The organism is Kocuria sp. HSID16901, assembly GCF_003989425.1.
GTDB lineage: Bacteria > Actinomycetota > Actinomycetes > Actinomycetales > Micrococcaceae > Rothia > Rothia massiliensis.
Genome location: NZ_RBLM01000001.1, coordinates 208,891 through 222,750 on the forward strand (window position 1 = coordinate 208,891; position 13,860 = coordinate 222,750).

General features: G+C 62.4%; 11 protein-coding genes. 1 reads left to right on the top strand and 10 read right to left on the bottom strand.

Features of this window, described 5'->3' with window-relative positions; translation table 11 throughout:
* Nucleotides 1–21: 21 nt before the first annotated feature.
* From D8M21_RS01005 to D8M21_RS01035, 7 genes are read right to left on the bottom strand one after another with little or no spacing between them, the layout of a single operon-like run.
* Nucleotides 22–1,077: a pyridoxal-phosphate dependent enzyme gene (locus D8M21_RS01005; RefSeq protein ID WP_082156910.1), complete on the bottom strand. Its 1,056-nt coding sequence runs from the start codon at nt 1,075–1,077 to the stop codon at nt 22–24.
* A complete protein-coding gene (locus tag D8M21_RS01010) occupies nt 1,064–2,005 on the bottom strand; it encodes a GHMP family kinase ATP-binding protein (protein ID WP_048683574.1) in 942 nt (313 codons plus the stop codon). The genes D8M21_RS01005 and D8M21_RS01010 overlap by 14 nt, the downstream gene beginning before the upstream one ends.
* Complete coding sequence (locus D8M21_RS01015; protein WP_053090038.1) at nt 2,002–3,300, bottom strand: MFS transporter; 1,299 nt, start codon at nt 3,298–3,300, stop codon at nt 2,002–2,004. The genes D8M21_RS01010 and D8M21_RS01015 overlap by 4 nt, the downstream gene beginning before the upstream one ends.
* Nucleotides 3,293–4,141, bottom strand: a complete 849-nt coding sequence (locus D8M21_RS01020; protein ID WP_082156909.1) for a Rossmann-like domain-containing protein — start codon at nt 4,139–4,141, stop codon at nt 3,293–3,295. The genes D8M21_RS01015 and D8M21_RS01020 overlap by 8 nt, the downstream gene beginning before the upstream one ends.
* On the bottom strand, nt 4,138–5,166 hold the full coding sequence (locus D8M21_RS01025; protein ID WP_238650914.1) for an ABC transporter substrate-binding protein: 1,029 nt from the start codon (nt 5,164–5,166) through the stop codon (nt 4,138–4,140). The genes D8M21_RS01020 and D8M21_RS01025 overlap by 4 nt, the downstream gene beginning before the upstream one ends.
* Complete coding sequence (locus tag D8M21_RS01030) at nt 5,163–5,975, bottom strand: ABC transporter ATP-binding protein (protein WP_048683572.1); 813 nt, start codon at nt 5,973–5,975, stop codon at nt 5,163–5,165. The genes D8M21_RS01025 and D8M21_RS01030 overlap by 4 nt, the downstream gene beginning before the upstream one ends.
* Nucleotides 5,972–7,036 (bottom strand): FecCD family ABC transporter permease, encoded by a 1,065-nt coding sequence (locus D8M21_RS01035; protein WP_126855580.1) that lies wholly within the window; start codon nt 7,034–7,036, stop codon nt 5,972–5,974. The genes D8M21_RS01030 and D8M21_RS01035 overlap by 4 nt, the downstream gene beginning before the upstream one ends.
* An 80-nt stretch (nt 7,037–7,116) precedes the next feature.
* Between D8M21_RS01035 and menD the strand changes: the two genes are divergently transcribed.
* The gene (menD, locus tag D8M21_RS01040) at nt 7,117–8,940 is read left to right on the top strand and encodes a 2-succinyl-5-enolpyruvyl-6-hydroxy-3-cyclohexene-1-carboxylic-acid synthase (protein ID WP_053090037.1); all 1,824 of its coding nucleotides are present in this window, start codon (nt 7,117–7,119) and stop codon (nt 8,938–8,940) included.
* A 104-nt stretch (nt 8,941–9,044) separates the two neighbouring features.
* On the opposite strand, the gene D8M21_RS01045 is transcribed toward menD, so the two are convergent.
* From D8M21_RS01045 to D8M21_RS01055, 3 genes are all read right to left on the bottom strand, one after another.
* Nucleotides 9,045–11,129 (bottom strand): phospholipase C, encoded by a 2,085-nt coding sequence (locus D8M21_RS01045; protein ID WP_065424333.1) that lies wholly within the window; start codon nt 11,127–11,129, stop codon nt 9,045–9,047.
* 77 nt (nt 11,130–11,206) lie between these two features.
* Nucleotides 11,207–12,430 (bottom strand): Dyp-type peroxidase, encoded by a 1,224-nt coding sequence (locus tag D8M21_RS01050; protein ID WP_126855584.1) that lies wholly within the window; start codon nt 12,428–12,430, stop codon nt 11,207–11,209.
* On the bottom strand, nt 12,427–13,725 hold the full coding sequence (locus D8M21_RS01055; RefSeq protein ID WP_048683050.1) for an EfeM/EfeO family lipoprotein: 1,299 nt from the start codon (nt 13,723–13,725) through the stop codon (nt 12,427–12,429). The genes D8M21_RS01050 and D8M21_RS01055 overlap by 4 nt, the downstream gene beginning before the upstream one ends.
* Nucleotides 13,726–13,860: the final 135 nt, after the last annotated feature.

Here is a 13,860-nt window from a genome sequence, read left to right on the forward strand (position 1 = left end):
TTCTCTCCGCGGGAACCGGGTTTAGACATGTCCGCCCCAATGCACCGCGGACCACGGAAGGCGGGGCGTCTCGGATGCGGACGAGAGGTGATGCGGGGAGAACTGCGTCACCGCTGGGACTTTGTCGATGTCGGTAAAGACGGGGTCGAGGTACCGATGGCCGGTGTCGGGGCAGATCATCAGGACGGCGTGGTGAGGTTCCGTGGGGTGTGAGAGCGCGTCGCGGGCCACGGCGTAGGCTGCCCCCGAGCTGAGACCCGCGAAGAGAGCATGGTCCCGGCAGAGCGATACCGATCCAGCTCGACTCACACGGTAGGAAACCCAATGGATCCGCTCATACATATCGTGGCGCACATTGCGGAACGGTATGGAGCTGCCGATTCCGGCGATGAGCATATCTGGGTCTTCGACGTCTTCGGATCCGAAGGTGACGGACCCAAAAGGTTGAATTCCGGTGAGGCTCACGTCAAGCCCGCTCTCGGCTAGTCCGGTCGCGAGCGCCGCGCTGGAGACTCCCGACCCGACGGGCGCGACGAGTTCCACCGAGTTCACGCCCTCGTCGGCCAGTAGTTTACCCGCGGCATGCGCGAGGGGGCCATATCCGAGGCAGTGAACGTCGTCGTGATACTGCTGCATCCAATGCCACTCAGGGTTGTGTTCCAGCAGCGTTAAGACCCGAGCGACGCGGAGGTCTTGGTCCGCTCGGAGGGACATGGACGGAGGCATCTGCTCCAGCTCGGCGCCAAACATTGCCAATTGTGCGCGAAGCACCGGATCGATGGTCGTTGAGCCGATGATGTAACACTTCAGGTCGTATTCGTGACACGCCATCGCCAGGGCGCAAGCGTAGATGCCGCTGGACGAGTCAATGACGGTGTCGCCCGGGGAAATTTTTCCGATCTCCAAGAGGTGCTCGAGGGCCGCGCGGGCCGACCAGGCTTTCATGACCTCGAAGCGCAACGCGTAGAGGTTCGGTTCGAGGCTGATCAGATCGGGAGCGCCTAGCGCTTGGCCGGCATGGGTTGTTATGGACTGGGGGAGACCGGGCTTGGGGGCATGTGGTTCAGCAGGAAGCATGGTGTGGTTCCGATCGTCGTTCAAGGGTCGGGGGAAAACCTGCACGCGTCAGGGCATCGCGCGCTTGGGTGATCTTGTGGGCGGTGCCGGGGGAGCGATCGTCGAGGAGGAGACCGCAAACATTTCCGCTGTGGGCAATTTGTACGCCCACGCCGTCCACGGATCGGCAGATCTCAAGCACCTCATCGAACCCTGGCTGATGGACGCGACGCTGATTAATCTCCGCAGAGCGCGTGGCCACTCGCCCTAGCAGTCTCGGGTCTCCTCGCGTGATGGCCCGTCCGATATCTCGACGCAGGCGGTGGAATTCCCGCCGCTCCGAGCGTGAGTAGGGCTCATGGTGCATCGCCAAGGTATTGACGGGCTCGCGGGACAATCGGCAGCCCACCAACGCGAGGGGCGGAAAAGGGCGCTGCCACTGTCGGAGGAGCCGCGCGTGGCGTTGGGCAAACAGGACGGGGCAGGATTCGAAGGCCAGTGGGTCCGAAGCCACCTCAGCGCGTACCGCAAGCCGACTGATTTCCCACCGTGAGAGGTCGACGCCGCAGCTCGAGCAAACCGCGCGAACCGTCGCGATCACGTCGGACGTCGACGAGCCCATGCCCCAGCCGCGATCCTCCTGGCTGGAAATATCCACGACGCCGCCGGGTGGAGGCGTACCGCCGTGCCGTTGGCAAGCCTCCAAGGTCAAAGCCGCTGCTCGTGCGGATTTGGGACGGTCCCCGGAAACCCTGATTCCCGGCGCGTCGTCTGGGTGAAAGACGGCGTGAGTCTGGATCTCAGGGATGGGGACCGTCACGAGTCCTGGAACGTAGGTTCGACTCTCGTCGTCCCAGAAACATCCCTGGAGGAATTCCCCGTGGTGCCTGATGCACTTTCCGTGGCCCACGGGGAACGTTTCGGATCCTTGGACGGCCTCGCCGCTCACGAATCGTCCCCCGTTGAGGAGGCGTTCAAGGCGGAGTGCTGTGCGGGGCGGAGTCGCACGGCCGTAAAGGCAGCGGCACCGATCGCGACGGCGGTGGTCACGGCCAGCACCAGCCCGACTCCGTGCCATCCGCCGAGCGCCAAGCCCAGCCCAGCGATGGAGGCGCCAATGCACACGCCGAGGCTTTGCCCTGCACCGTTGAGCCCGAGAATGGTGCCGCGATGGCCCGAAGATTGTCCGACAAGAATCACGGTCACCGATGCGGCGAGCACCGCGTGTGAGGCACCGAGGGTTGCCGTCGCGCAGAGAGCCAACGGCGCAGTCGGTGCCATGAAGAGGCCGCCCACGGCGAGGGTAGCCGCGACGGCGGCGACGCATCCGATGAGTGCAGACTGTCGGAGGTCTCTCACCGAGCGTAGGGCCTTACCCCCGAACCAGTTCCCCACGAAGAACGCAGAACCCGAGAGCGTCCAAACGAGAGAAAATATGCCGGGGCCAAGATTGAAACGCTCGTGATAAAACACGGCGAGATACGCGAGCTGACCCATGAAAGCCGAGGTGCGGGCCGCCGAGGCAATAAGCATGGGAAGAACTCCCCGCAATTGCCCGGCAATGCGCCACGACGCGAGATATCCTCGGGGTTTTCCGGACGGAGCCTCGGGAGGCGCTGAACTGGACGACGCGAGACTCGTCCACGGGCTGGCCACCAGTGCGGCCAGCATGATGCATAGGATCGCCGCCGCGACGAAGTCCCCTTGCCACCCCCACAGCATGGCGGGCGCGGCAAGTAACGGGGCCGAGAGGACCGCGGTCAACGTCATGACGGAAGAGACTTGGGTGGCGGCTCGCCCCGCGGTTGCCTCGTCGTGAAACAAATCTGCTGCCAACGCCGAGGCGGCCGGGTTCAGCACCGAGGTTGCCGCACCCACGACGAGGCAGAAAAGGACCCACGCCCACGCCGTCGCCACCAGGGCGACGACGCAGGCAAGGGCGAGTACCGCAAGGGACGCGCCGACGGCGGCGCGCCGGGACACCCGGTCCAGGAGTGGAGCGCAGGTGAACCCGACAATGAGCGCCGCGACGCCGCCGATTCCCCGTAGGCCCCCCATCAGGGCAGCCGAGGCCCCCGATTCTTGGGTGATCTCCACCAAAAAGTTGGAATAGATCGTGAAGGGCACCAACCCCAGGGCGCAGGCAACCCAGAGCGGCCACGTTTTCGCTGCAATGTGGCGGTCGGAGGGCTCTGCGCCGCTGGCGGTGGCCTGGGCGCCGGATTCGATGGGGGTCTTAGCCATGTTCAGACATCCCCCTGTCTCGATACAGATACAGAGGGGACGCGTCTGCGCTGAATTGCGAGAACGGGAAGTGCTCGGCACTCAGCGCTGCGACAGAGGAACCGAGAAATTCTCGGGCAATCGCGGCTCCTGACTGCGCGTACACGGCCAGCGGGATCCCGCGCTCGCGGCATTGCTGACGAAGCGGGTCAAACGTCCCGTTTCCGAGCGTCATGCCCGTGGCAATCACCGCATCTGCTTGGGCAATCACCTTCGTCATATCCCGCTCGACGGGATCGCCCCACTGGGTTTCCGTCATGGAGAGGTCGCAAGGCAACGGGACGGCGTCGTGCTTCCGTATGGCTTCAACGAGCGGATTCACGACCCCGATGAGTCCGACCTGCATACCCGGCTTGAGGTCGAGCAAGCCCGCAATCTCACGGTCCCGAGCGATCGCTCGTTCCCTCGGCGTTCCTGTGGGAAGATGCACGATGCTCGCCCGCGGGTCCTCCCGATGTGGCGAGGCTGCACCAAGCCAGGCATCCAGAGTCGCCGTTCGTAGTGGCTGGGACGGATGGGCCAGGAGGTCGCGCACCGGCACCCCGGACATTTCCGCGATTTCCGGCGAGAGCTCGCCTTCTTCGAAAGCACAGGCTCCAAAGGCCGAACCAACGCGAACCAACACGTAGCGGTTTCGGTACAGGGCCCCACCGGCGCTCAGCCGAGTGCCATGCTGAATCCAAAAGACGCTACTCGCTAGTGTGGGCTCGTCACCGCGCGCCGTCGTCGACGATTCACGTTCGACGACGGCGTCGATCAGATCAGCGATCGTCCAGTCACCTGAGGTTGCGAGGACGCTCATCGAAGACCTTTTTCTTTGAGGTAGTCGCTGAGCTTTTCAGCAGCCTCCATGTTGCGCGGGCTGGAGATCGCCTCGCCGTAGTCCATGATGTAGATGTTGTCGTTCCGGACTGCCGGCGAATCCTTCAACGGGGACTGGGTCTTGAGGTACTGAATCTTCTCTTGGACAGGCTGTTTGTTGTAATCAACGACGACGATCGCTTGCGGTTCCGACTTCACGACCGGCTCCCACCCAACTGTGGTCCACCGAGCGTCGAGGTCTCCGGTCACAGAACGTGCACCGGCGAGATCAATCACCGAATTCAAGGCGGTGCGACGTCCTGCGGTATAGGGTTCCTTGGTCCCGGAATCGTACACAAACACGTTGCTCAACGTCTTGGGTCGGGGCGCATCCTTGAGGGCTTTCTGACGCTTCTTCAGGTCGTCCACCAGGTGCGTTGCGCGGTCTTCAACCTTAAAGATCTTTCCGAGATCGTTGAGATCTTGGTACGTCGCGTCGACGGGATCGATATCAGACTTGTTGTTCTTGTAGTTGAAGCAGGTTTCATTTTGCATAAATGAATTGATGCCAACCTTTTCCAGCGAATCCGGGGTGACACCCCGCTCTTCGCTGAATCCTGCTTGCCATCCGGCAAACACCCAGTCGGCTTTGGCGCTGACCACGGCTTCCTGACCAAGCACGGTGTCAGAGATGGTGTCGGTCTTGCTGTAGTCCTCCTTGTACGGGGACTTGTCGATCACGGAAGAGACGGTCGCAGGCAGGACAATGCCGCGCATCGAATCGGAGAGTCCGAGGGAGAACATCTTTTCGATCGCGGAGACGTCGTAGGCCACCGGGTTCTTCGGGGTTGCATAGGTCGTGGTGCGGCCACAGTTGGTGACGGACGTCTTATCTTCCTTCGGGGAGTCCGCGGCAACATTTGCGCCGCAACCGCTGACGAGAAGCATGCCGACCAGTCCCACAGCGGCGAGGGCTGGTCGCCGGAAACCGCGGGTGGTTGAGGATGAGCGATGGATGCTTTTCACGAGACCTCCAAGGTTCGAGTAATGGGAAAAAGGAGATGGATCGCCCCGGTATCGGGGCGGCGGATGAGAGTCGGACGGACGCCGTACACCGCTTCGACGGTTGCCGGGTCCAATGACTCGTGGGGTGGTCCATCGGCCACGATGGCGCCCCCGGACATCACGATCACGCGATCACAAAGGCCGGCGGCAAGATTGAGGTCGTGTAGAGCGAGTACGGCGGTAGCCGGGCTACCACCTGCAGAACTTTCCTGGACGAACCGATGAATCTCGGTGGCCAGGTCGAGTTGATGGCTCAGGTCTAGGTGATTGGTCGGCTCGTCGAGGAGCAGGTACCGGGGCCGCTGGGCAAAGGCCCTCGCCAAAAGGGTGCGCTGCCTCTCGCCGCCGGAAAGGCCGAGAATGCTTCGGTCCGCGTGCGCGGCCATGCCCGTACGCTCGAGGGCTTGTTCCACGGCGTCCTGGATGGTTGGTGGCGTCGCCTTGGGTCCTGCCGCAGCCCCCAACGCCACGACCTCCGCCACCGTGAAGTCCAGCTCGGGCCGCTCCTCTTGCGGCAAAGCCGCGATGAGCTGTGCGGATTCTGCGAAGGAGAGGTCGTCGATTTTTCGACCGTCGATCAGGATGGTTCCGCCGGTCGGACGTGAGGCCCTGTACAGCGCTCGAAGCACCGTGGATTTGCCACAACCGTTGGGCCCCACCAATCCAACGACGCTGCCCGGCCGGAGTGACACGGTGAGGTCCTGGACGACCGTTGTGCCGGCAACGGAGAGGTGGAGCTGATTCAGATGCATTCCGGGTTCTGAGGTCATCGGGATCCTCCGAAGACGTATCCGCGGCGTCGCAACAACATGATGAAAACGGGGACCCCGAAGAGTGCCGTGACGACGCCGAGCGGAAGCTCCCGGGGAGGGGTTGCGACGCGGCTGGCAAGGTCAACCCAAATCATGAAGATCGCGCCCAGCAAGGGAGCGATCAGGGTCGCCGTGCGATGGGCCGGGCCGAAGACGATGCGGGTCAGGTGGGGAATGACCAAGCCGACGAAGCCGATGGTTCCCGCGACGGAGACGAGCGTTGCGGTGCCCAAGACGGTGACGAAAAAGAGTCGGCGACGGAGAGCATCGGGGTCCACCCCCAGGGATGCTGACGAACCGTCACCCATGGAAATGACGTCCATGTCCGAGGCCTTCGCACGGAGGTACACGACGCACCCGATGGTGACGACCGCCGTCAAGGGGAGTTGCTGCCAGGTGGCTCCGCCGAGCGAACCCAACATCCAGAACATGACCGATCGTGCGGCGTCGCCTCGGGAGGCGAAAAAGACGATGGCGGACATCAGGGCCTGAAAACCGAAGGAGAGGACGACGCCGGTGAGAATCAGACGAACCGGGGCCACCCCTTGTGGCGTTCGGGAGAGCGCATAGACGACGACCGAGGCTATCAGCGCCCCGGCGAAAGCCGCCGTGGAGAGGGCGTATACCCCAAGGGAAGAGAACACTCCCCAAGAGACCACGGCGCTGGCCCCTACCGAAGCGCCGGAGGAGATGCCCAGAATGAACGGGTCGGCGAGCGGATTGCGAACCATGGCCTGGGCTGCGATTCCCAAGGCGCTCAGCCCAGCGCCCACGAGACCGGCCATGAGGACCCGTGGGGTGCGAATATCAACGACCACCGTGTAGTCCGTCAGCTCATCGGAGGCGATGGATCCGCCGGTGAGCCAGGCCCAAAGATGGGAGAAGGTCTGAGGTAGGGGATAAGCAGCCGCTCCCCATGAGATCGCGGCGAGGATTGACGCGCCGAGGACCGCGATAAGAAATATCGCGAGGGCTCCGTGGCGGTTGGGGGTCAGGCGAGCAATGGTCCGGTTCATCATGAAGAATGATAATCATTCTCAAATAAAATCCAAAGTCCGCGCCCAAAATCATGATTCCGATGCGGCGTAAGATAGGTGGGGTGACTTCCCAAGAGGCTTCTCAGGACTCGTTTTTCACCGCAGTTTCCGTTCTGGACTCGCTCATTCGAGCCGGCATGCGGCAGGTGGTGGTGGCTCCTGGATCTCGGTCGGCACCGTTGGCCTACGCGCTCGCTGCCGCCGCCCGCTCAGGCGTACTGGACGTGACGGTGCGTCTTGACGAGCGATCAGCAGGATTCACTGCGCTGGGGATGGCCAAGGCGTGCGGCACTCCAGTGGGCGTTGTCACTACCTCGGGAACGGCCGTCGGTGAGCTAATGCCCGCCGTCATGGAGGCGAATCACGCGCAGACGCCGCTCGCAGTTCTTTCCGCCGACCGGCCACCTCGGTTGAGGGGGACAGGAGCGAACCAAACCACCTGGCAACCGGAGATTTTCGGAGCCCATGTTCGCGCCGCGGCAGACCTCACCAGCTACCCAGAGGAAGAACCCGCAACACAGACCGCTGCCTTTAACGACTGCCTGGCCGCCCTCACCGGGCGAGATCCTCGAGACTGGGGTGCTGCCTCTGACCGACCCGTCGGACCGGTCCAGATCAATGTCGCCTTTGATGACCCTCTCACCCCTGATGCCCGCATGCGACAGATCCTCACCCAGTGGGCCGAATCGCTGCGTGACCTTGAGGTTCCGAACGCGCCGGTGGCTCTGGACCATACGGTGCTTGCGGCGCTCCAGCCCTCGGAGCATTCCGAACGCGAATCCGTAGCTCGGACGGTGGTCGTGGCCGGTGACGGGGCGGGCCAGGTGGCTCGTGCATTTGCCGAGGCGATTGACGCACCACTACTTGCAGAACCCTCCTCGGGCGCTCGGGGTGGCGCCTGTGCCGTCGGCGCCTATCCGCTGATCCTTGACGGTCCATTGGGCCGGGAGATCGAGAAGGTCGTGTTGTTCGGGAAGCCAACGCTGTCTCGCCCGGTGCAACGCTTGCTAGCTCGCGGCGATGTCGAATCCATCATCTATCTACCGCGGCCTGTGGCTTGGGCCGACCCCAGCCGTCGTGCTGAACGACCGGTTGCGAGCCTGGCCGAGGTGAGACAAGCCGTTGGAGTGTGCGATCCGTCGTGGGTCCAACGGTGGAAGGCCTCCGAGGCTGCGGTGGGAGCGAAACTGGAGCGGCTCATTGCCGACAGAGAAAGAGCCCACGGCCTCCCGAGCGGCCCCGGCGTTGCCCGCACCGTGGCGCAGGCATGCGAGAAGGACGGCGTGGATTTGGTGGTCGGCTCGTCGAATCTCATCCGCGATCTGGACATGGTCTCCCTGCCCGCGGTTCCCGATCCTGGGGTTCAGGCTCGAGCTCACGGCACGAGCCACCGTGATTCAACCCCCGTTTCAGTCATGGCAAACCGTGGATTAGCCGGAATCGATGGGACCTTGGCCACGGCATCGGGAGTGAGCTTGGCTCGCCGTGCCCCGGTGCGAGCGTTGGTCGGCGACCTTACGTTCCTGCACGACGCCGGATCCTTGATGCTGGGTTCTCACGAGCGCATTCCAGATGTGCAGGTCGTGGTGTTCAACGATTCCGGTGGTGGCATTTTTTCGACCCTGGAACACGGCAAGGTCGCGAAGGATTCGGCGTGGGAAGGCGCCGTCGAGCGCTTTTTTGGTACACCGCAGGTTGCCGACATTGGTGGACTAACTGAGGCCTATGGTCATTCGTTCCGGCGCGTCACGGATCTTGGGGAGCTACGAGAGGCCCTGAGGGAGCCTATCGAGGGGATCACGGTGATTGAAGTGCTCGGGACCAGAGCCGGCCTGTCGGAGGAACGGGACCGCTGGAAGGATCTGGCCGATACCATCGACGGTTAAGCGCTCCGGTCCGTCGCAGAGACATGGCTCATGCGACGAAGGGACCATCCGAAGTCCGCTGGCCTCAGATGGTCCCTTCTGATGGAGGACGCCGCGCGCCCGGGTTAGTGGTCTTCTTGCTGCCGCGACCTGCGCGAAGCGAAATACAACCCGAGGCCGATCATCAGCAGAATCAGGCCGATGGCGATGGGCAATCCAATCTTGGCTCCGGTGGAGGCCAGACCGTCGGAAGCGCCTTGACCTCCGGCCTGGTCGCTCGAGGACGACGAGGAGGATTCGTCTCCGGGAGCCGCATTCGATGTGGAGGCGTTATCTCCACCGGTACCCTGACTCGTGCCTGCCCCGGGGTTTCGATCGTCCGGCACTACGCCGGGAGCGGCCCCTGAGGAAGCCGGAGCGCTGGACGAGTCAGACGGCTGCGAACCGGCCGACGGGGCGGCTCCGGTCGATGCCCCGGTGCTGTCCGATGGTTCCGCGCTCGGTGTTGCGGTGTTGCTCGGCGTGGGGCTTTCGCTCGGGGAATCTCCCTTGCTCACGACCGTGCCGTTAGATTCGTTCAGCTTGAGAGCTGGAGCCATGGCGCTCCGGGCGAAATCGAACATGGAATTCAACGAACCGGCCTTCTCGTCGAAGGAATGATCGCCGACCCTGCCCAAGCCCCAGTTGTCTTCGATGAAGCGCAACACCGATGCTTGGTCGGTCTGGGTGTGGTCCACGTAATTGGTTTTCGCATAGGGAGAGATCACGAGCAACGGCTGTCGAGTGCCGGGGCCGCAACGATCTTGGTACCCACCGGAAATAGCGACTCCGCGTGCGGCTGCATCGGTGCAAATGGACTGATCGCCCTTGGGAGAAGTGTCGTTTGAGGCGTTGGTGATCTGGGCCGCGACGTGGTCGTACCATCCGTCGGAGTCGTCGTAGGCCACGACCACGGCGGTGTCCTTCCAGTTCTTCGAGGCTTGGATTTGATTGATCCGATGGGTCAAGAAGTGCTGCTCGTCGACGGGATCGGAGTAGGCGGCGTGGCCATCCTGGTATTCGCCGGCCTTCAAGAAGGACACAGCGGGCATGTTGTCCGAATTCACGACCGAGTCGAAGTCATCGAGGTCATAGTTGTGATTGGCCTGGCCGTTGTGCCCGATCTCGTCGACGTTCGCCGGGGCCGTGTGATGCTCGTTGGCCGTGGACTTATAGTAGGCAAACGGATTGTGGTGTGGCGAGTAGTCGACGGATTCCTGTCCGGCGACGTTCGCGTGTTTGGTCTCGCATTTGGCGTTCGTGCCGGAACTGGCGGGTGTGGACGGACGGAAACCGCCTTGGAACCAGCCCCACGTTTGGTCCTTCTCGTTGAGCATGTCGCCCACGTTGCGGCCGGAAAGGGACGCCAAATTATTCGATGCGGAGCCGGACTTATTCGAGCAGTCGTCGTAGAGCGGATCCGGATCGTTGATCACGGTCCCGACGCCGTCCTTGTCGGGGCTTTGGATGGCGTAAGGATCCGGGGTGGCCGTCTTGTCACCCGTTTTGGGGTCGTGTGACGTGGCGCCGTGTGTATTACCTGAGATGAGGTTGAGGGCACCGGGCGTTGACGGGCCGAAATTCGAGGAAAACGAGTTGTCGCTCATCGCATAGTTCTGTGCGTAATTCCATAGAGCGGTTACGGTATTTCCGTCGTAGTAACCCATGGTTTCGCCGTTGGCTTCGTACATTTGGGAACCGGCCGAGGCGCACTTGTCTTTGGATACGGATTCGACGAATTTGTCCATCGTCCCGCCGTTATAGGCCTGCTGCTCGGCACCGTAATTATGGTTCTGGTCGCAGGTCACCGCCTGTTCGGGGGTGAGGCGGAACGGCTTCACGGCATTGGGATTCTTGTCGCCATCGAGGTGATCCCCCGTCAGCGTCTTCACATCTTGAGGCGTGTTCGGGTCTGCCGTGAACTGTCCGGCGGCGCCGCCTCCCTGCAATTCTTCTCCCGGCTTATTGGCCGCATTGGGGTAAGTCCCAAAGTAGTGGTCAAAGGAAATGTTTTCGTCAAAGATCACGACGACGTGTTTGATCGGCGTCGATGTCTGCCCTTCGGCGGACGCGGGGGTTGTGTGGGCTTGGAAACCGACCAATGCGGTTCCGGTGGCCAAAGCTAGCGCGGTGGTGGTGTTGATGACGGAACGCCAACGAAAAGTTCGCATGTTTTCCCTCGAAAGGTTTGTGGTGAGTGAGGAGTAGAAATGTGTGTGGGTCATTGCCCGGTTGTGGGCGGTCTTCACTAGGTCATGAGAGACCGAGCGAAGAAATCGTGGGCATCACGCACACCGGGTAGCGCCAAGAAATAGCCTCCGCCGATGTGCGAGATGTAGTCGTTGAGGGGATCTTCGGAAAGCCTTTTTTGAATAGTCGAAAACTGGCCCGCGATGTCGGATTGGTAGCACACAAAGACCTGGCCCAGATCGAGATCACCGTTGGCATTCATCCCGTTCTCGTAGTTGAACGCACGTCGGATAATGCGTTGGTGGGCGGTTGCGTCGGTGCGGGGATTAGCCAATCGCATGTGGGCGGTTAGCGGAACCACGGAACCACGGGGGTCATCCACGTATTTCGGTTCGTCGGTTTCCTTGCTGCCGTCGAGAGGCGCGCCGGTCGAGCGGTCGCGCCCAAAAATGTTGTTTTGCTCGGTCAGGCTGATGCGATCCCAGAACTCGGAAAACATCTGAATAAGGCGGATGACCTGGTAGGAGCCGCCGGCCGTCCAGGGTTGATCCGCGTCTCGGGCCCAGACGAGATTGTTCATGGTGTCGGCGTCGGAGGTATCAGGGTTAGAGATTCCATCCTTGAAGCCGAAATGATTGCGGGGCGTACCTTGGGGCCGCGGCGTCGAGGTGAAGCCGTCTTGCTTCCACCGCAAGGTCGCGGCACCGCGGGTGTTGCGCAGAATGTCCCGCAGCGCATGAAGCACGGTGTCCCGTCCGTCGGCGGAAATGATCAGAGACAGATCCCCGTCGCGCAGGTCATCCTTGAGCCGGTCACCGTCAAAGGTTTCCATGGGAATCAGCCGACGAGGTTTCTTGTGCTCCAGCCCGAATCTCTCGTCGAAGAGCGAGGAACCCACGCCCACCGTGATGGCGAGCCCATCGCGCGGTGATGAGTCACCGAGAGTCCCTGAGTCGGCAGGGGCAGAGGCTACCCCGTTGGCCTGGTCATCGAAGATCCCGGTGGTCGTCAATGCCCGAGCACGGTCGGTGAGTGCTTTGAAGAAGTCCGTCAATTCGGATCGGTTGGTGCACGTCAGGTCCAGGGCGACGGCGGTGGACGCGGCCCGTGGGTTCTCTACGATTCCTGCCTGGTTGGTTCCGTGGAAGGCGGGGTTCGGTGATCCGGCGTCGTGGTCCCCGGACGTAGGTTTGTCGGAGCCGGCGGCATGGGCGGCGAAGCCTACGCCGGCGGTACCAAGCCCTAGACCGCCCGCGAGAAGAAATGATCGGCGTGAACTCACGTGGCTCTCCTGATGTCGGTGACGGCGGCAACTTCGGCCAACTGCTCAGAGAGTTGGCCGATTTGGGACCGCACGGCATTGCGTTCCGGAACGGGAAGGTCGGCCGGGGCCGTCTGAGGATGCGCGGCGCTGGCGTCGTCGAGACGTTTTTGGGCAGCATCGAGTCGCTGGTCGATCGCCGTGAGATGGTCGGCCGGCATGCGATCGGCCAAGAGGGGGCGAAGAATTTCGACGAGCTTTTGCGTGGCTTCCGTCTGTGCTCGCGCCGAGTCGACGCCTGAGTGGGAACCAAAATCGTCGACACCGCTGAGAGTTTGCGTCGCGATATCTTCAGAGACCTCGTGGGTGCGAAGACCAATCTCGAGAGCGCCGACGGCGAGGTCTTGGTCTTGGAGACTCGATAAGTCATTGCTCAACCCCTGTGCCAGGGGGAGCAGATCGTCGGGGGATTCGTTGGCCCACAGGCCACGTTCGATGCGATGAAAGCCGGTGAAATCGGGGTCGTTGGGTCCTTGGGGGAGGCCGGCCGCCGTCCCGTCGATGGAGTCGCCGAGATCGCCGAAGGCGCCATATGCTCCGCCGAGGGTCATGTAGCGGTGATGCGCGGTCAGCCAGATAGATTGGGCTTCCTCGCGCCAATTGGGACCACGTCGTTGAATCACGTCTTTCAGCTGATCTGCCTGCGAAGCTATGTCGGGAAGCTGGCCCTTAACCCATTCCTCGTATTGCTGCGTATAGGGAATGAGCTCCTGCTCGGTCGCGGGCGCGGCATGTTGGACGGGGCTCGGGAGCGAACTTGCGAGCTCCGCCGACGGCTGGGGAACGTTGGTGTCTGTGCCGTCGACCACAGGGCCATCTTCCGGCATGCACGAGAAGTGGAAGTGGCCGGCCTCGATGCTCGTGGTCATGGAACGGGTCACTCCGGGGCCGAGCGCTTCGAGCTCTGCGTAGATCTGCGCCTTTCGCGGATCGTGATGAGGGTCGGCGGCCTTGTCACCGGTACCGAGGAGGACAACGTCCATGGGGCGGTCCGAGGTGTTTTTGATGTCGAAGACCTGGGCTCCGGCCCCCGGGTCGTCCCAGCCCTTGGTGCATCCGTCGAGTCCGACCTCCAGTCGGGTGCGGCGGGGATTCGCCTTCGTGCCGTCGCCGCTGTGAGGAGAGTTCTCACTGGTGCCTTGAACCGTCTGCTGGTGGGAGGTGGTCATGGCTTGAGCCAGTCCATAGCCGATCAGGGCAACGGCCACGAGAATGCAGAGGGCCACGGCTCCGCGGGTGACTAAGCGATGACGCACTGAATGGCCTACTTCATGGTGATGAGGAGCGATTGATCCCGTTCGGGACTCTTCCCGATCGGTACATTGCAACGCTAAGCGGCACTAGGGGTTCAATCGCGTGGTTTTACCGAATTCGTGATGATTGTTCACGTG

Excerpts from the sequence above, each read along its gene's own strand:
- D8M21_RS01005 (WP_082156910.1), bottom strand. The coding sequence starts at position 1,077 with ATGCTTCCTGCTGAACCACATGCCCCCAAGCCCGGTCTCCCCCAGTCC.
- D8M21_RS01015 (WP_053090038.1), bottom strand. The coding sequence starts at position 3,300 with ATGGCTAAGACCCCCATCGAATCCGGCGCCCAGGCCACCGCCAGCGGC.
- D8M21_RS01020 (WP_082156909.1), bottom strand. The coding sequence starts at position 4,141 with ATGAGCGTCCTCGCAACCTCAGGTGACTGGACGATCGCTGATCTGATC.
- D8M21_RS01030 (WP_048683572.1), bottom strand. The coding sequence starts at position 5,975 with ATGACCTCAGAACCCGGAATGCATCTGAATCAGCTCCACCTCTCCGTT.
- D8M21_RS01035 (WP_126855580.1), bottom strand. The coding sequence starts at position 7,036 with ATGATGAACCGGACCATTGCTCGCCTGACCCCCAACCGCCACGGAGCC.
- D8M21_RS01045 (WP_065424333.1), bottom strand. The coding sequence starts at position 11,129 with ATGCGAACTTTTCGTTGGCGTTCCGTCATCAACACCACCACCGCGCTA.